Genomic DNA, 15,340 nt, shown 5'->3' on the forward strand with positions numbered 1-15,340 from the left:
TCTCAAGGGCTGTCTTAAGGGCTTTGAAGCAAAACAGTAAAAATGAACGTGGTGGCAGCGGTGAGGATGACAAACAATGAAATGTCGAACCACGCCTCGTACCAGAGCGCGTACTCGCCGACCACCCAGTGCAGTAGTGAACGAATGGTCAGCGTAGCCACAAAGCCGATCAGCGCGTAGATCAACAGAGGGCTTAAGTAGATGCCACCGACAGCAATTTCTTGAACACCCATAACATCCTTAAGTGGCCTGGAAGTAACGACAATGCGAGGCGCTAAATGGGCTAATGACGTGCCAGACATTTATCCCCTGCCAGTGAAAGTGACTCAGCACCAGTATAGAGAGCGAGAGCATAGTTTGCCTTATAACGGCGAACGAGGTGTAGGTGCGTGTGCGGTGGCCCTGGTGGGGTTCATTCCCAGCCTTATTCGCGGGTGTGCTAAAGTGCAGCTTCGTCGTTTTCCTTTGTTTATCCGCTGAATAGTTGACTGTTGCCCGTGAGAACAGATAGCCGCCTCTCTCGTATGCTGCATGTGCTGCTGCACATCGCGCGGGAATCCCAACCGATTACCTCAGAGCAGATTGGTGCCATGCTGGGCACCAATGCTGCCGTGGTGCGGCGCACTATGGCGGGCCTTCGTAAGGCGGGCTATGTAAAGTCTGAAAAGGGCCACAACGGTGGCTGGCGCATCGCCTGCGATTTGCACAGCGTAACGCTGCTGGATATACACAACGCCGTAGGCGGGCCGCGCATTTTCGCCATCGGCACCGACCGTGATAATCCGGACTGCGCGGTAGAGCAGGTGGTTAATGCGGCGCTTTTTGATGCCATGCGCGAAGCGGAAGCGCTACTGATCGCCCGCTTGGGATCGATCACGCTGGCGGAACTAGCCACTCAGTTTGACGATATTGCGACGCGCAAAGGCTACCAACTGCCGACGCCTTAATACTTCACCACCTACCCGATTAACGTTAATCGGCATTCTCAACATTGCCATTGACCTCTGTGTATCTTTTAATGTATCAATAAAAGATACATGAAATGAGTTTATTCACCATGGGCTTAAAAGGCTGGGTGCACACGGAGGAAGGGCAATGAGTTTTGATGCAGTGGTTATCGGTGGCAGCTACGCAGGCATGGCGGCAGGGCTAAAGCTGGCCCGAGCAAGGCGGAAAATATTACTGATAGATGCGGGACAGCCCCGCAACCGTTTTGCTTCCCACTCCCATGGTTTTTTAACCCAGGATGGTGCACCACCCGCAGAGATAGCAGCAGAGGCCCGTAGCCAACTGATGGAGTACCCAACGGTTGAGTGGCGCACGGGGCGGGTGGAAACCGTAACGGGGGAGCCAGATAACTTCTTGGTGGCACTGGCGGATGGCAGTTCCTATCAAGCACGGCGCATTATTCTGGCCGCGGGTGTCACCGATGAGCTTCCAGGCTTACCGGGGCTCGCCGAACTATGGGGCAAACGCGTTTTTCACTGTCCGTATTGCCATGGCTATGAGCTGGGCAAAGAGGGGATTGGTGTGCTGGCAACCTCGGAACTCGCGATGCACCATGGTTTGATGCTGCCCGACTGGGGCGCAACCACTCTGTTTCTTAATGATGCCTTTGAACCCAATGCCGAACAGCTGGCTCAGCTTAAGGCGCGCGGTACCCATATCGAATATGGCGCAGCAGCACGACTAGACTCCCAAACGGAGGTTGGCGTTGAGCTGGTAATGCAGGATGGTCGGGGTTTCCACTGGTGGGCTTATTCGTCGCGCCGCGTATTCACCTTAGCCCGTTAGCGGCTCAATTGGGATGCAAGCTAGAGGAGTCTCCAATGGGCAGTATCGTCAAAACCGATGCAATGCAGGCTACTTCAATCCCCGGCGTGTCCGCTTGCGGCGACGTAGCGCGTGCTGCGGGCTCTGTCACCTTTGCGGTAGCCGATGGCGCCATGGCCGGGCTTTCTACACACCGGTCGCTTATGTTTGGGTGTTAAGCAAAAGGTTGATCTATGCAGAACCGCCAAGGGGCATGAAGATTGCCCCTTGGGGTGCATGAACGAGTTCATTGTTTTGTGGCACTTGCAGCGCCCAGCCCACAGCCCCCAATAAGGAAACCGCCAGAATGGCCATGGCATGAGGGCTTCGCAAAATAGCGAGTTTGCGAACAAGTGAAAGCACTGGTGCGGATGGCAGTGTAGGCAATTTGGTGTAAAGCCCGCCATAGGCGTCTAACCTGAGTACTGAAATAAGCCACACCGCGGACTCCCAGCCTAAACGTTCGGCCAGCAGCAGGCTGATAGGCACGCCCAGTACCGTGCCACCGCTGGTTCAAACATTGATGGACGACCTGCCTACGCGACCTGCGTATATCCTGAACTTGCGCTGGGATGTGCTGGCGTGGAATAGCGCAGCCAATAAGCTGTTCAGCTTCTCTTACCATGCACCAGAGCGCCGCAATATGCTGTGGCTGTTATTTACCGACCCTGCCATGCGTCAGCGCTTGTCACCCTGGGAAGCGCAAGTCAGCCAAATGCTATCCAGCTTTCGGCGCGACTTTGCCCGAGCGGCGCAAGATCCCGCCATTGATGAGCTGGTTGAAGAGTTATCCAAGGTATCGCCTGAGTTTAAGCAGTTGTGGAAAACCCAAGAGGTCAACGCGCCTTGCCAAGGTGTGCGTCATCTTTATCTTGAGGGGCTGGGTGAGGTGGCGTTTGAGCACACCACTCTCACCGTCGATGAAGAGCGCCACCTACGGCTGGTCTATTATGCCCATAAAGGGAGCGACTCCGAGAGGCAGGTCTTTAATGAGTGGGTAGTGAGCTGATTGATCTTGGAGGTCACCCTTGCAAATACCTACCCGGCAACTGTTCTGCTAGAAACTCCATAAACAGTCGGGTGCGCTGTGAAAGCGTGGTTTGGCGGTAATACACGGCGTTCACAGCTTGGGTCTGTATTTCTGTACAGCCGGGTAGTACATCCACCAGTGTGCCGTTGTGACGGGGAGTGATGGTCATAAAGTCGGCCAGGCAAACGATGCCTTCTCCGGCAATGGCCAGCTCTATTAGCGTACTTCCGCTGGAGGCCGCCAGGGTTGGGGTGATATGTAAGGGTTGGCCATCGGCGCGGCACAGTGGCCAGCGGTTGAGATGATCGAGCTGACTGAAGCCTAGCAGGCTGTGCTGTTGAAGGTCGTCGATGCTTTGCGGTGCGCCGTGGCGTTCAAGGTAGGCGGGGCTGGCCAGAAGGCGCAGCGGGCTGTAGCCAAGGAGGCGGGCGTGCAGCGACGAATCTTCAAGCTTGCCAATGCGGATGGCCAAATCAACCCGCTGTTCCAACAGGTCGACAAAGCGGTCGTGGGTGTCGAGTTCCAGCGTAATACCCGGGTAGCGGGCGCGGAACTCGCCAATCACCGGCACAATCACGAATTGCATAAAGCTGGGTGCGGCGTTGATCCGTAGCCTGCCTTGAGGCTGATTATGGCGATTCAGCATTGCCTCTTCGGCTTCATTCACGGCGGCTAAAATACGGCGGCAGTGACCAAGAAACGTCTCTCCCTCCTCGGTCAGCTCCAAGCGACGAGTAGTTCGGCGCAGCAGGGTAGCGCCGAGTTTTTGCTCCAGGCGGTTGAGCGCACGGCTAACCCCAGAAACGGTAATGCCAAGCCGTTCGGCGGCACCGGTGATTGAGCCGCTATCGACCACCGTCACAAATGCTTGCTGTTCTTCAAGGGTGCTTTTCATAGAGTGCTGTTCATAACGTGCTTTTCATAAACTTACTGGCTGCCTTAATAGTAAATATCAGAACTGTTGATTTTAAATCAAAAGTGTCTTGCTGAAGCGTCGCTATTCTTTCGCATGCCTTGAACTCACAATACCGCTCATTAAACGCCATGCCAAAGAATATAAGCATGGATATTAGGCTGTCTTTAGAGGTTTTATTGATGAAAATTCTGCTGATTAACGGCGGCAAGGCATTTGCCCACTCTGGCGGTGAACTCAACAATACGTTGCACGGTGTGGCGGTGAGTACGTTGCAGGAAATGGGCTATGAATTGCGCGAAACGGTGATTGATCAGGGTTATGATCTTGATACCGAGGTGCAGAACTACCTATGGGCGGACACCATTGTGTATCAAATGCCTGGTTGGTGGATGGGCGCACCCTGGATTGTGAAGCGCTACATCGATGAGGTGTTTACAGAAGGCCACGGTTCGCTCTACGCCAGCGATGGCCGCAGCCGCCAAGACCCGACCAAGCAGTACGGCAGTGGTGGCCTGCTGCAGGGCCGTCGCTATATGCTATCGCTGACATGGAACGCGCCTTTGGAAGCGTTCAATGAGCCTGACAACTTCTTCGAAGGGCGCGGTGTGGATGGTGTCTACTTCTCTTTCCATAAGTCTCAGGAATTTATTGGCTTAGAAGCGTTGCCGACCTTTATCGCCAACGATGTAATGAAGATGCCGGATGTCGATCACGATAAAGCGGCTTATCGTAAGCATCTTCACTGCGTACTTGGTTAGGTTCCGTCGGTTGATTTTTCTTACAAGCCCTAAGTACGACTCAATCGATGGCGAAGTTTAGGCAGTGTACGGGCAATTGGGGGCAGGCGAGTGGACATGATGAGCGCCGAAATAGCGGCATACATGGCCCACTCCTGCATATCCGCGCGCACTACCCAGAAGAAGTGCAGCAGTACCAGACCCAAAATGGCGTAGGAGAATTTGTGCAGCGGCTTCCAGCGTTTGCCCAGGCGCTTCATTGCCCAGCGGTTGGATGTGGCGCCCAGCACGGCAAGGCCGATCAGCGCGATCATGCCGACGATGATGTAGGGTCGTTTGACGATCTCGCTGCCAAGCAGCGCCCAGTTAAGCCCGAGAATAAACAGCGCGTAGCTGAGCATATGCAGGGTGGCGTAGGCGAGCGTCCATAGGCCCAGTTGGCGTCGGATCAGCGCAAAGCCTTTCCAGCGGGTGAGCTTGGTCAGTGGGGTAAGGCTGAGCGTGAGCAGCAGCAACCACAGTCCGCCGATGCCGATATTCAGTAGCAGGTAACGCCCCGGTTCGGGGCCGGCGGCGTTATTGGCTACCTGCCAACTCCAGAACAGCAGCGGTGCTAGCGCGGCCAGAAACACGCCCACGCGCCATGCTAACCATATACGTGGGCTGGCCATTAGTAATTTTCCTTCAAATCCATACCCGCATAGAGCTCGGCGACTTCATCGGCGTAACCATTAAACATTAGAGTGTCGATGGTGTTGGGGTTGAACAGGCTGTTGGGCAGGCGCCGCTCGGTGGCTTGGCTCCAGCGGGGGTGGTCGACGTTGGGATTCACGTTGGCGTAGAAGCCGTACTCGTTGGCAGCAATTGCCTGCCAGGAGTTAACCGGCTGCTCTTCCACCAGCGATATCCGCACAATCGACTTGATGCTTTTGAAGCCGTATTTCCAGGGTACGACTAGCCGCAGGGGGGCGCCGTTTTGGTTGGGTAGCTCGCGGCCATACATGCCCATAGCCAGTATCGTCAGCGGGTGCATGGCTTCGTCCAGGCGTAGGCCTTCCACATAGGGCCAGTCGATGATCGAAAACGAGGAGCGCTGCCCGCGCATTTGCTCTGGATCCACCAGGGTTTCAAAGCGTACGTATTTGGCTTTGCTGGTAGGGTCGGCGCGTTTGATGATATCGGCCAGCGGAATACCCAGCCAGGGAATCACCATCGACCATGCCTCAACGCAGCGCAAGCGGTAAATGCGCTCTTCAAACTGTGAGGGCTTGGCGAAGTCCTCCAGGGCAAAGCGCCCGCCGTTATTGACTTCGCCATCGACCACCACGCTCCAGGGTTGGGTTTCCAGACTGCCAGCATGGCGTGCAGGGTCGCCCTTGTCGGTGCCGAACTCGAAAAAGTTGTTGTAGCCACTGGCGTCGTCAAAGGGGGCGATTTTGTCCTTGTCAGGGTTACTAGGAGTGATGGCGCGCCACTCGGTCTCGCTGATTTTCTCCTTTAGCCACGCGGGTGCATCGCCTTCGGGTACATCGGAGTAGTCTTCATTGGCGTGCACGTGGCCGGATAGGGCGAGCCCTGCGCCTAGGCCTGCCATGCCGCCCATAAAGCGCCGCCGGGAGAGGTAGATGGATTCCGGTGTGACATCGGATTCGTGTAAGTCACTGGGTTTGGCAATCTTAATGAGCATTGGGTGCCTCCACTCGCGATGGATAAGATGTTATAGCTGTGACCATCTTGTACAAGATTTATCACAGAAAATTCGCAAAGTTATTACGTTTTTTAAACGTCGCTTCATAAGGACGTGTATATCGGCAAACGTATGCAGAAGGACGCGCCGCCTGAAGCACGGTTTTCCACACGGATATCACCCCCCTGAAGGGTCATGATTCTGCGCGCAATGGCCAGCCCTAGCCCTGCATGGCCAGAGCCGTCAGTAGCTTCACCACGATAGAAGGGATCAAAAATATGCGGCAGATCCTGCTCTGCAATGCCGGGGCCGCTATCCTGCACGTAAACCTCGGGTTTACCCTCCGCCTGGCCGACAATAACGTCAATACGACTGCCCGGCGGACTGTAGGCAATAGCGTTGCTGATCAGGTTGTCCAACACTCGTTCGGTCATGGCCAGATCGGCGTAGGCGGTGGGCAATGCCGGATCACCACTGAGGCTGAGCTTTAGCTGGCTTTCCTGTGCGGACTGGCCGTGTTTCTGCACTACATCGTGAACTAGCTCGGCCAGCGGGAAGGGCTCCGGCACCGGCTGTTTTTCCTGCGCTTCAAGCGCAGCAAGCTCAAAGAGCTCATCCACCAAGCGACTTAGGCGGCGGCCCTCTTTGAGGGCGATATCCAGAAAGCGATCCTGTTCTTGGGGGCTGAGGCGGTCACGTCTTAATTTCAGACTTTCGATATAGCCCTGTATGGAAGCCAGCGGCGTGCGCAGATCATGGGATACCTGGGCAACCAAGCGGCGACGCTGGGCGTCCTTTTCCTTCAGTTGTTCAATCTGAGTGACAATCCGGCTAGCCATATCGTCGAAGGAAGCCCCTAGGTAGTCGATCTCGTCGCGCACCACGGGCCGTCTGTCGCGCCATCTTGTCGTGTGAAAACCAGCGCTGGGCGAATTCTGGCTCATATCGCTGTTTTCAAATTCTGCTACCAGTCGCGTTAATGACCTCAGTCGGCGGGTCAGTAGGTGGAAAATAGTCAGCCCCGCGACCATTGCCACTGCCAAGCTAACCAGCAATGCCCAGGCGCTCATCTCCAGAATACGGCCACCACGGGCCATGGTCTCCGCCGCGTCATACTCTTCTCCCCGCAGCACCACATAAAGATACCCTTCCGGGTTGTCTGCGGAGGGCACCGGGGTAACGGAAAAGACTTTCTGCCGGTCATGGCTGCGGGGGTCGTCGCCGAGCAGCGGGTAAAGGCTCATGTCATCCATTAGCTTGTGTATGGGCCCCAGAGAGACCTGGTTGCGTTTGATCTTCGCTGGGTCTGCCGAATAGGAGAGGATAGTGCCATCGAGATCCAGCAGATAGATCTCGATGCTGGGGTTAATGGCCATGTAAAGGGCGAACAGTTCTTCCAGGGCGCTACGGTCAAGTTCACCGTCACGGACTAGGTTCCTGTCAGACACTAGGTTCTGGGCCAGATCCTGATGCAGTGCCTGGTTGACTGAAGCACTGTATTCACGCAGCGAATACAGGCTAATAAAGGTGTAAAGCAGGCCGACGGCCAGCAACAGCAGAAATAGGCCGAGGGCGAGCCGGGTGTAGAGTGTTTTCAGCATGGTTTATTCGCGGAAGCGATAGCCCACCCCCCAAACCGTCTGGATAAATGCCGGGTGCGCGGGATCCGTTTCGATCTTGCCGCGCAGCCGATTGATATGGGTGTTGACGGTATGCTCGTAGCCTTCATGGCTGTAGCCCCATACAGCGTCGAGTAGTTGAACACGGCTAAATACCCGCCCCGGATGGCTGGCAAAGTGCCAGAGCAGGTCAAACTCTCGGGCGGTGAGTTCGACGACATGCTCGTGTATAAATACACGCCGACGAGCGGGGTCAATACGCAGCCCATCGGCGGTTAGCGCTTCATTGTTGGTTTCTACTGCAGGCGCGGACGCCATGGCATCCACGCGTCGGAACAAGGCCTTCACCCGGGCAGAGAGTTCGGCCACGCTAAAGGGTTTGGTGAGGTAATCGTCCGCTCCCATTTCCAGGCCTAGAACCCGATCCAGCTCAGTGCTTTTAGCCGTGAGCATGAGTACGGGAACATAGCCTGGGCCGGAGCGGATTTCGCGGCATACGGAAAGCCCGTCCATACCGGGCAACATCAGGTCGAGAATCACCAGGTCGATTCCTCCTTCACGAAAACGCGCAAGCCCAGTATCCCCACGCTCACAAAGAACGGGGTTCATGCCGAGTTCGGCCACGTGTATACGGACGAGCTCACCAATACCCGGGTTGTCCTCAATAATCAGTACGTTTCGTGTCATAGCTGCCTGGCTTTTCAATGTTCGCGATAAGTTTGTGTGCTGAGGCTTACATGCCCTCGCTTTCCATATCCTCTTCCATTTCCATATCACCTTCAGACATGCTGTCATCTTGCATATCACTGTCCATTGAATCGGTCATGGAATCGCCCATGGCGTCATCCATAGAGTCGGACATATCGTCCATCTTCATGTCATCATTATCCATGGACTCATGCTCCATTGACTCATGCATGTCGTCTTCCATCATGCCCTCTTCGGACATTTTCTCATCGGCATGGCTGGCCGTTGCCATTAGGCTGAGCAGGCAGATGGCAGCGAAGGTAGTGAACTTGTTCATGGTGATTTCCCCTGGATTTTAAGTCTGCCGGGTTGGCAGGCTTAAAACCATCCTCGTTGCTCACCATCACAGTAGGGTCACGCGGTGTTAAAGAGTGTATCGCGCAAATCTCACAAAAGTGTCACAGGTGGACGAATGATAGTGCGATGGCAAAAGTATCAACTCCTATATGTCAAAAAAGTTGGATTCAACAAGTTAGTTTCAACAAGGAGCCCCCATGGCATCTACCCGCCGTGAACTGATATCACTGATTGAGCAGGGTGTGATACCGCCTGAACAGGTGACGCGCGCAGTGCAAGCTTCTGGCCTGCTCCCTTCGCCTCGCGCTTGGGCGCTGTTTATTGATCGCCTACTGCTGTGGCTAGGCGGGCTGGCGCTGGTCTTCGCGGTGCTGTTTTTCATCGCTTATAACTGGGCCGAGATGGGCCGTTGGCTGCGCTTTGGCGTGGTGCAGGCAGCGATGGTGCTGGCGGTAGGCATCGCTGTTTGGCCCAAGGCCAGCCCGATGGTTCAGCGTGTGGCGTTAACCTCGGTCACTTTATTGGTGGGTGTGCTGTTGGCGCTGTTCGGGCAGGTGTACCAAACCGGTGCCGACCCCTGGCAGCTGTTTTTTACCTGGGCACTGCTTGCTCTGCCCTGGGTCTGGGTGGCGCGCTTTGAGCTGCTCTGGGTGCTGTGGCTGGGGTTACTTAATTTGGCCGTCGGGCTCTATTTTCGTACCTGGGGCGGGCCGTTTGGTGTTTTGACCAGTAGCGATGCTGCGCTTTGGGGGCTGTTTGGGCTAAACACCCTGGCATTAATAACCTGGGAGTGGGGTGCCCGTTACCGGGACTGGCCACGGCAGTGGGCGGTACGCTTGCTCGCGGTGGGCAGCGGGATGCCGATAACGCTGTTAATGATAGTGTCGATCGTCGATGTAGGCCTCGTATGGTCACCTGTGCTGGTGATTTACTCACTCTGGCTGGCGGTGCTGTATAGCATTTACCGCTATTGGCGGCCTGACCTGTTTATGATCGCGGGTGGCTGTGTCTCGGCGTTAACGGTGACCACGCTGCTGCTTGCCAGGCTGTTGCTCTGGGAAGGTGATTGGCAGGAGGGAAGTCTGCTGCTGATCACCATCGCAGTGCTGGCGATGGGCGCCGGGGCCGTGGTATGGCTAAAGCGGCTACATCGGGAGATTTCCCAGTGACGAACAACGTTAATGATTTAAGCGTTCGGTTGAGCCAAGCAGGCATTCCGTTAAACGAGCCTACTACGCCAGCGCAGTTGCAAACGCCTTGGTTTGTACGTGCGCTGCAGGCCTTTTCCGGCTGGTTGGCGGCGCTGTTCTTGCTCGGCTTTATCGCCATGGGGGTGGTGTTTGTGGTGGAGAGCCCCGCGGCGTCGTTAGGCCTGGGACTTGTGATGATCGGCGCGGCTTTTGGGTTGTTATGCAAAGCTCGCGGTGATGTGCTCGAACACTTGGCGCTTGCGGTTAGCTTAGCCGGGCAGCTGCTAATAGCGTGGGCGCTGGTCGAGTTCTGGAATTCGTCCACTTATTTGTGGTGGTCGCTGCTGGCTTTGCAGTGCGCATTGACGTTGGTGATGCCGAGCCAGGTTCATCGTACGTTTTCAGCGTTTGCCGCCAGCTTGACGCTCTATATGGCTTTGGCAGTGAATGCTATGGCGCCTGTAGCGGGTGGATTGATGCTGTTGGCTTTGGCGCTGCTCTGGCTGAATGAGTTTCGCTGGCCTGGTCGTATTCATGATGTGCAAGCATGGGGCTACGGGCTGTTGATAGGCCTCTTGGTGATCCAGGGATTAGCGCATAGCGGCCACTCCTTTGCCTTCTGGTTTGACGCACAGAGCACTAACGCTTTTGCATGGTCAGCACCCTGGTTGAACGCCGTGTTAGTGGCACTCTCTCTGGCGGTGCTGCTCTATAAAATTCCTCATTCCAAAACCCATTGGGGTTTATATCTTAGTCCTTTCGCGCTGTTGCTGGTCTCATTTTATGCTCCGGGTGTGGGCCAAGGCTTGTTCGTCGTACTGTTAGGGTTTGCTATGGGGCATCGTCGAGTGATGGGACTTGGAGTGCTTTCTCTGCTGACGGGCATTGGCAGCTATTACTACTGGCTGGAGGCAACGCTGTTAACCAAGGCACTCACGCTGTTGGTGTTGGGGGGTGGGCTGCTGGCGCTGCGTTGGGCGCTGCACAAGTGGTTGAGCGAAGCGGAAAATAGTCCGTCGACCTCTGTAGGAGGACACGGGAAATGATGCTGAAAGCCAAGCGAAATCGCTGGATCATAGTGTTAACCACCGTCGTTGTGCTAATGGCGGTGAACTGGGCCGTTTGGCAGAAAGAGCGTCATTTATCCGAGGGAGAAATTGTTTACCTGGAGCTGGCGCCTGTCGATCCGCGCTCATTGATGCAGGGCGACTATATGGCGCTAAATTTTGCACTGAGTGATCAAATTCAAAGCGCGCTTCATCAAAGTGAGCGTTATGAAGACTCGCTGAAAGCTCGTAACGGTTATGTAGTGGTGCGTTTGGATGAAAAGCGTATCGCCCACTTCCAGAGGTTGGATGATGGCTCCTCTTTACGCGACGACGAACGGCGCCTTCGCTACCGTTTGCGCAATAGTCAAGTACGCTTCACCACGGATGCGTTCCTCTTTCAGGAGGGCCATGGGGAACGCTATGAGCCAGCACGTTATGGCCAGTTGAGGGTGAATACCAAGGGCGAGCCCTTGCTGGTGGCTTTATACAATGCGGAATTAACTAAGTTAGGAGAAAGCGTTAAGTAAAGTTTGCTTTATATGACGAGCTCTTCTCACTTCATTTCTCACTATTGCATTCTGTCTTGCTTCATTCAGTAAGGTAGGCTGTACTTTGTTCCTCCACTGACATGGATAGTCCAGTAATGACGCTGGACTGGCTCGACAGGGCCGGTCGGTGGGTAGTCAAACTCACCCACTTCAATGAATAAGGCATTTATGAAAGAAAACAGCTCGTGGCTCGCATGGGGTTTATTGGTGATGGCAATGACCTTTTCCAACCTATGCGCGGCACAAACTCAGGGAGGAGAGAGCGAAAGTGAGCGATGGTTTACGGTCGATGCATTAAATACGGGGCTGGGTGAAGCCCCCGAAGAAGCAAATCGAGTAACACCAAGGGAGTCGATCAGAAGTTTTCTGGATCTGACAGGGCAGGAAGAGTATGAGGCTGCCGCTCACATGCTCAACCTTGCTGATTTTTCAGAAGGCGAACAGCGCGAGCGGGGGAGCGAGCTCGCTCGCCAACTGGCAGAGATTTTCCAACGCGGTGAGTGGCTGAGTGTTTCTGATCTGCCAGGTCGAGAGGACGCCGTTATTGAAGACTCTTCTGGACAAAATCCTCGCGTGGGAGAGACTCGCCGTAATGTCGAAGTGTCATCCATGCAAGCCAATGGAGAAACTTACGATATTCGCCTGGGCAGGTACCGGGTGGGCGATCAGGAGCCTGTCTGGCTCATTATGCCGATCAGCGTGTCTTACATCCCGGTGCTTTATGAGCAATACGGCCCTTCAATGTTGGAAAACTATATCCCCAAACGTTTTCAGGCATCGTTTGGCATTCTTAGAATTTGGGAATGGATTGCGATTCCACTCTTTCTGGTTTTCGTGGTTATGTTTGGGTGGGGAGTTCACCGGCTGATTGGGTTGATGTCGAAGTGGCTGCCTTCAGGGATGTCGAGCATTTTTGCCAGCCAAATTGGTACTCCCGCCGCGCTTATTGCGATGTCTCTAGTCACCCAAATGTTGCTGGATTACGTGGTTTCGTTTTCGGCCGTGGCCACGACCACTTTCCGGGTGTTATTGATCAGTATTTTGGCTTGGGCTGTCGGCACCATTTCATTGCGCTTGGTGGATACCATCATGCTGCGTTTGACGCGACGTATTGTCGGTGAAATCGATGATACGAAGCCCAGGGATCAGCGTAGGCTGTTGACCTCCCTGTATGCGCTGCGTCGTCTTATTATTTTGATCACCGTAACCGGTGTTTCAATTTATATTCTTGGGCAAATTCAGCTCTTTGAATCACTGGGCTTATCCATTCTGGCTTCTGCCAGTGTGCTGGCGGTGCTGGTCGGTGTCGCGGGGCAAGCGGTGTTAGGCAATATCCTTTCTTCGTTTCAGCTGTCGTTTGCCAAGCCGATTCGCATAGGGGATCTGGTGATTTTTGAAGGCCAGTGGTGTTATGTAGAAGGCATTTTTTATACCTTTATTCGCTTAAGGACATGGGACGAGCGGCGTTTAATCGTGCCAGTCACCTACTTTACGTCCAAGCCTTTCGAGAACCTGTCGGTCAAGAGTACCAAGATGTACCGGTTCTTGGAGGTGAGCCTTCATTTGAGCGCAGATATTGATGTATTAAGGAATAAATTCATCGAGTTCGCTAAAGAAGAAGACAGCGTTATCGAGCACCACAAGTTGCTATGCTACGTGACCGCACAAACGGGCACGGCACAAACCGTCACTTGCTACTTAATGACCTCAGACCCCATGGCAGGCTGGGCAGCCGAAATGAGTGTAAGAGAAAAACTGTTGGCCTTTATTCGCGATAATTATCCCGAGTGGTGGCCTAGAGAGATCGTGGTCATCAGTCACAATGACATCGCTCGTGGGACGCAAGGGAAGAACTCGGGGGAAGTGGATAGTGTTGAGGTGAAGCCATCAGAGTAGGTGGCCGCTAAGCAGCGCTGCTTTCTCGTGTATAGCAATTTGCTATTTATCGCATTTTGCTATAATGTAGTCATATAAATGAGGGTTTAGCTAGTGCACGTCATCACACAGAAGCGTATTTGGGAAGCTATAGAAGCAAACCCGAATACTGCCACTGCCCTAGAAGCATGGTATCGGCTGATGAAGTCTAATGACCCAAAAGATTTCAATGCCATGAAAGCGCTATTCCCAGCCACTGATAAAGTGGGAAACTTTCACGTTTTTGACATAGGTGGCAACAAGCTGAGGTTAATCGCTGTTGTTCACTATCAGAGTAAAAAAGTATTTATCCGCCATATCCTTGATCACAAAGAGTATGAAAAGGGTAAGTGGAAAAAGGAGTGACCATGCACACACTCGTTGAGCAAGCGACGGAACACTGGGTTTATCTTGCCCCTCTTCTTAGCGATCCACATACCGAAGCTGAATACGATGCCCGGGTCGAGGCGCTTGATGAAATTCTTGATCTTGTCGGTGACGATGAGACACACCCACTTGCCGGCCTGGCGAATCGCTTGGGTGATATCATTGAGTCCTATGATGAAGTACATCGCCCGATGCCGGAGGTGTCTGGAAGTGAGGTACTTCGCTACCTTATGCAAGAGCATGGGATAGCGCAGAGCGAGCTACCTGAAGTTGGCGCTCAATCGGTGGTGTCTGAAGTTCTCAGTGGGCGCCGCAAGCTTAACTGGCGCCAAATCTGCGAGCTTTCGGAGCGGTTTGGCATCGCAACCGACTCGTTTAAAGAACCCAGGGAAAAGCTACGCGTTTTGACCTGATAAAGCCTTATGGCGCTGAGAGTACCTAGGTACAAGAAGTGACCGCTTTCTACATGACTTTCACTCTTTTTACTGTGCTTGGTAAGTATCATGGTGAGGAAAGAGAAGTTTACGGTGAAAGAGGGGGTGGCTAGATGCCTTTAAATATCGTGCAGCGTTTGATAACCGGCTGGGGCGTTACCTATGGCCCACCAGGCGATGGGCCTTTTCCAGCTGTCATGCTGCTGCATGGTTCTGAAGGCGCATGGGCGGGGTGGAGTCATCGTGACGCGATGCTATTCGCCGCCCATGGCTTCTTGGCGTTCCCTTATGGCTACTCAAGCGGCGGTAATGCCTGGAGCGCGGGGCATATTATCGATTACCCACTGGATCGCAGCGTAGAGGCATTTAAAGCCCTACGGGAATTCCAGTTCGCTGATGAGCGAGTAGGGCTCTATGGCATCTCACGCGGCGCCGAGCATGCATTATTGCTCGGCTCACTGATGGCAAGAGATAAGATCGAAGGTATGCCTGATGCCATCGCCGCCCATAGCCCGCCCGATGTGGTGTGCGGTGCCTTTGATGCTCGTAGCTTTCGCGATGCGGGTGACCCGGGCTGGCAAGCCTGGGATGTCAGCAAACGCGCCTGGACATGGTGTGGTAGTCACGAAGACTTGCTGCCGACCACGCCGATAGAAATCGAACGCTACCCAGGGCCGCTACTGCTTTCCCATGGCACCAAAGACCGAATGTGGTCGGTGGAAATGACCAAACGTTTGGAAGCGCACCTGCTCGAGCATGGCCGCTCCCCGGAAGTGCACTACTACGAAGGTGAGGATCATATACCTAGCAGCTCAGGGCAGAATAAACATCATGAGCTGCTGCTAGACTTCTTTTCAAAACACCTTTAAATCCAGAGTTAATTGAACAAAGGTTCACTATTTTCCCATCCAAAAGAAGCCCCTCTTGGCAGCCAAGAGGGGCGTGCTGGCACAGCATTTCTGTTCTTTAGCGC

At 54.2% G+C, this 15,340-nt stretch carries 20 protein-coding genes; 12 read left to right on the forward strand and 8 right to left on the reverse strand.

Translation table 11 applies throughout. From position 1 onward, the window contains the following. Positions 1-14: 14 nt before the first annotated feature. The gene (locus SR894_RS03825; RefSeq protein WP_088700759.1) at positions 15-233 is read right to left on the reverse strand and encodes a DUF1656 domain-containing protein; all 219 of its coding nucleotides are present in this window, start codon (positions 231-233) and stop codon (positions 15-17) included. Positions 234-497: 264 nt separating this feature from the next. Between SR894_RS03825 and SR894_RS03830 the strand changes: the two genes are divergently transcribed. The 3 genes from SR894_RS03830 (at position 498) to SR894_RS03840 (ending at position 1,991) form a co-directional block, all read left to right on the forward strand. Further along, positions 498-947: an Rrf2 family transcriptional regulator gene (locus SR894_RS03830; RefSeq protein ID WP_133733075.1), complete on the forward strand. Its 450-nt coding sequence runs from the start codon at positions 498-500 to the stop codon at positions 945-947. 148 nt (positions 948-1,095) lie between these two features. Further along, positions 1,096-1,794: an NAD(P)/FAD-dependent oxidoreductase gene (locus tag SR894_RS03835; protein WP_322535503.1), complete on the forward strand. Its 699-nt coding sequence runs from the start codon at positions 1,096-1,098 to the stop codon at positions 1,792-1,794. A 35-nt stretch (positions 1,795-1,829) separates the two neighbouring features. Beyond that, positions 1,830-1,991, forward strand: coding sequence for a hypothetical protein (locus tag SR894_RS03840; protein ID WP_322535504.1), 162 nt, complete (start codon positions 1,830-1,832; stop codon positions 1,989-1,991). 13 nt (positions 1,992-2,004) lie between these two features. Here SR894_RS03840 and SR894_RS03845 read toward each other — a convergent pair whose 3' ends face one another. After that, a complete protein-coding gene (locus SR894_RS03845) occupies positions 2,005-2,301 on the reverse strand; it encodes a hypothetical protein (RefSeq protein WP_244286592.1) in 297 nt (98 codons plus the stop codon). A 10-nt stretch (positions 2,302-2,311) separates the two neighbouring features. On the opposite strand from SR894_RS03845, the gene SR894_RS03850 reads away from it, so the two are divergent. Further along, entirely contained in the window at positions 2,312-2,821 is a 510-nt protein-coding gene (locus tag SR894_RS03850; RefSeq protein ID WP_244286593.1) for an MmyB family transcriptional regulator, read from the forward strand. A 13-nt stretch (positions 2,822-2,834) separates the two neighbouring features. Here SR894_RS03850 and SR894_RS03855 read toward each other — a convergent pair whose 3' ends face one another. After that, on the reverse strand, positions 2,835-3,737 hold the full coding sequence (locus SR894_RS03855) for a LysR substrate-binding domain-containing protein (protein WP_223287859.1): 903 nt from the start codon (positions 3,735-3,737) through the stop codon (positions 2,835-2,837). 200 nt (positions 3,738-3,937) lie between these two features. Here SR894_RS03855 and SR894_RS03860 point away from each other — a divergent pair, with 200 nt between their 5' ends. Beyond that, positions 3,938-4,516 (forward strand): NAD(P)H-dependent oxidoreductase, encoded by a 579-nt coding sequence (locus SR894_RS03860; RefSeq protein WP_133733093.1) that lies wholly within the window; start codon positions 3,938-3,940, stop codon positions 4,514-4,516. Positions 4,517-4,545: 29 nt separating this feature from the next. Here SR894_RS03860 and msrQ read toward each other — a convergent pair whose 3' ends face one another. The 5 genes from msrQ to SR894_RS03885 all read right to left on the reverse strand — a co-directional run bounded on the left by msrQ (position 4,546) and on the right by SR894_RS03885 (position 8,825). Next, a complete protein-coding gene (msrQ, locus tag SR894_RS03865; RefSeq protein ID WP_133733077.1) occupies positions 4,546-5,166 on the reverse strand; it encodes a protein-methionine-sulfoxide reductase heme-binding subunit MsrQ in 621 nt (206 codons plus the stop codon). Further along, entirely contained in the window at positions 5,166-6,182 is a 1,017-nt protein-coding gene (gene msrP, locus SR894_RS03870; RefSeq protein ID WP_133733078.1) for a protein-methionine-sulfoxide reductase catalytic subunit MsrP, read from the reverse strand. Before msrP ends, msrQ begins: the two co-directional genes overlap by 1 nt. A gap of 104 nt (positions 6,183-6,286) precedes the next feature. Next, a complete protein-coding gene (locus tag SR894_RS03875; RefSeq protein WP_133733079.1) occupies positions 6,287-7,783 on the reverse strand; it encodes a HAMP domain-containing sensor histidine kinase in 1,497 nt (498 codons plus the stop codon). 3 nt (positions 7,784-7,786) lie between these two features. Further along, positions 7,787-8,488, reverse strand: coding sequence for a response regulator transcription factor (locus SR894_RS03880; RefSeq protein WP_133733080.1), 702 nt, complete (start codon positions 8,486-8,488; stop codon positions 7,787-7,789). Positions 8,489-8,534: 46 nt separating this feature from the next. Next, positions 8,535-8,825 (reverse strand): hypothetical protein, encoded by a 291-nt coding sequence (locus SR894_RS03885; protein WP_133733081.1) that lies wholly within the window; start codon positions 8,823-8,825, stop codon positions 8,535-8,537. Between the two features lie 217 nt (positions 8,826-9,042). Between SR894_RS03885 and SR894_RS03890 the strand changes: the two genes are divergently transcribed. The 7 genes from SR894_RS03890 (at position 9,043) to SR894_RS03920 (ending at position 15,236) form a co-directional block, all read left to right on the forward strand. Continuing rightward, entirely contained in the window at positions 9,043-10,014 is a 972-nt protein-coding gene (locus SR894_RS03890; RefSeq protein ID WP_133733082.1) for a DUF2157 domain-containing protein, read from the forward strand. Then, positions 10,011-11,081, forward strand: a complete 1,071-nt coding sequence (locus SR894_RS03895) for a DUF4401 domain-containing protein (protein ID WP_133733083.1) — start codon at positions 10,011-10,013, stop codon at positions 11,079-11,081. The genes SR894_RS03890 and SR894_RS03895 overlap by 4 nt, the downstream gene beginning before the upstream one ends. After that, positions 11,078-11,611: a GDYXXLXY domain-containing protein gene (locus tag SR894_RS03900; RefSeq protein ID WP_133733084.1), complete on the forward strand. Its 534-nt coding sequence runs from the start codon at positions 11,078-11,080 to the stop codon at positions 11,609-11,611. Before SR894_RS03895 ends, SR894_RS03900 begins: the two co-directional genes overlap by 4 nt. Before the next feature lie 189 nt (positions 11,612-11,800). Further along, positions 11,801-13,528, forward strand: coding sequence for a mechanosensitive ion channel family protein (locus SR894_RS03905; protein ID WP_133733085.1), 1,728 nt, complete (start codon positions 11,801-11,803; stop codon positions 13,526-13,528). Between the two features lie 93 nt (positions 13,529-13,621). Further along, positions 13,622-13,912 (forward strand): type II toxin-antitoxin system HigB family toxin, encoded by a 291-nt coding sequence (locus SR894_RS03910; RefSeq protein WP_133733086.1) that lies wholly within the window; start codon positions 13,622-13,624, stop codon positions 13,910-13,912. Positions 13,913-13,914: 2 nt separating this feature from the next. After that, entirely contained in the window at positions 13,915-14,346 is a 432-nt protein-coding gene (locus SR894_RS03915; RefSeq protein WP_133733087.1) for a helix-turn-helix domain-containing protein, read from the forward strand. A 134-nt stretch (positions 14,347-14,480) separates the two neighbouring features. Then, positions 14,481-15,236 (forward strand): alpha/beta hydrolase family protein, encoded by a 756-nt coding sequence (locus SR894_RS03920; RefSeq protein WP_133733088.1) that lies wholly within the window; start codon positions 14,481-14,483, stop codon positions 15,234-15,236. Positions 15,237-15,340 lie beyond the last annotated feature (104 nt).

The organism is Vreelandella neptunia (assembly GCF_034479615.1).
GTDB classification, from domain to species: domain Bacteria; phylum Pseudomonadota; class Gammaproteobacteria; order Pseudomonadales; family Halomonadaceae; genus Vreelandella; species Vreelandella neptunia.

Coding starts and splice junctions, on each gene's coding strand:
- SR894_RS03825 (WP_088700759.1), bottom strand. CDS start 233: ATGGGTGTTCAAGAAATTGCTGTCGGTGGCATCTACTTAAGCCCTCTG.
- SR894_RS03835 (WP_322535503.1), top strand. CDS start 1,096: ATGAGTTTTGATGCAGTGGTTATCGGTGGCAGCTACGCAGGCATGGCG.
- SR894_RS03840 (WP_322535504.1), top strand. CDS start 1,830: ATGGGCAGTATCGTCAAAACCGATGCAATGCAGGCTACTTCAATCCCC.
- SR894_RS03855 (WP_223287859.1), bottom strand. CDS start 3,737: ATGAAAAGCACCCTTGAAGAACAGCAAGCATTTGTGACGGTGGTCGAT.
- SR894_RS03860 (WP_133733093.1), top strand. CDS start 3,938: ATGAAAATTCTGCTGATTAACGGCGGCAAGGCATTTGCCCACTCTGGC.
- msrQ (WP_133733077.1), bottom strand. CDS start 5,166: ATGGCCAGCCCACGTATATGGTTAGCATGGCGCGTGGGCGTGTTTCTG.
- msrP (WP_133733078.1), bottom strand. CDS start 6,182: ATGCTCATTAAGATTGCCAAACCCAGTGACTTACACGAATCCGATGTC.
- SR894_RS03875 (WP_133733079.1), bottom strand. CDS start 7,783: ATGCTGAAAACACTCTACACCCGGCTCGCCCTCGGCCTATTTCTGCTG.
- SR894_RS03880 (WP_133733080.1), bottom strand. CDS start 8,488: ATGACACGAAACGTACTGATTATTGAGGACAACCCGGGTATTGGTGAG.
- SR894_RS03885 (WP_133733081.1), bottom strand. CDS start 8,825: ATGAACAAGTTCACTACCTTCGCTGCCATCTGCCTGCTCAGCCTAATG.
- SR894_RS03890 (WP_133733082.1), top strand. CDS start 9,043: ATGGCATCTACCCGCCGTGAACTGATATCACTGATTGAGCAGGGTGTG.
- SR894_RS03900 (WP_133733084.1), top strand. CDS start 11,078: ATGATGCTGAAAGCCAAGCGAAATCGCTGGATCATAGTGTTAACCACC.
- SR894_RS03905 (WP_133733085.1), top strand. CDS start 11,801: ATGAAAGAAAACAGCTCGTGGCTCGCATGGGGTTTATTGGTGATGGCA.
- SR894_RS03915 (WP_133733087.1), top strand. CDS start 13,915: ATGCACACACTCGTTGAGCAAGCGACGGAACACTGGGTTTATCTTGCC.
- SR894_RS03920 (WP_133733088.1), top strand. CDS start 14,481: ATGCCTTTAAATATCGTGCAGCGTTTGATAACCGGCTGGGGCGTTACC.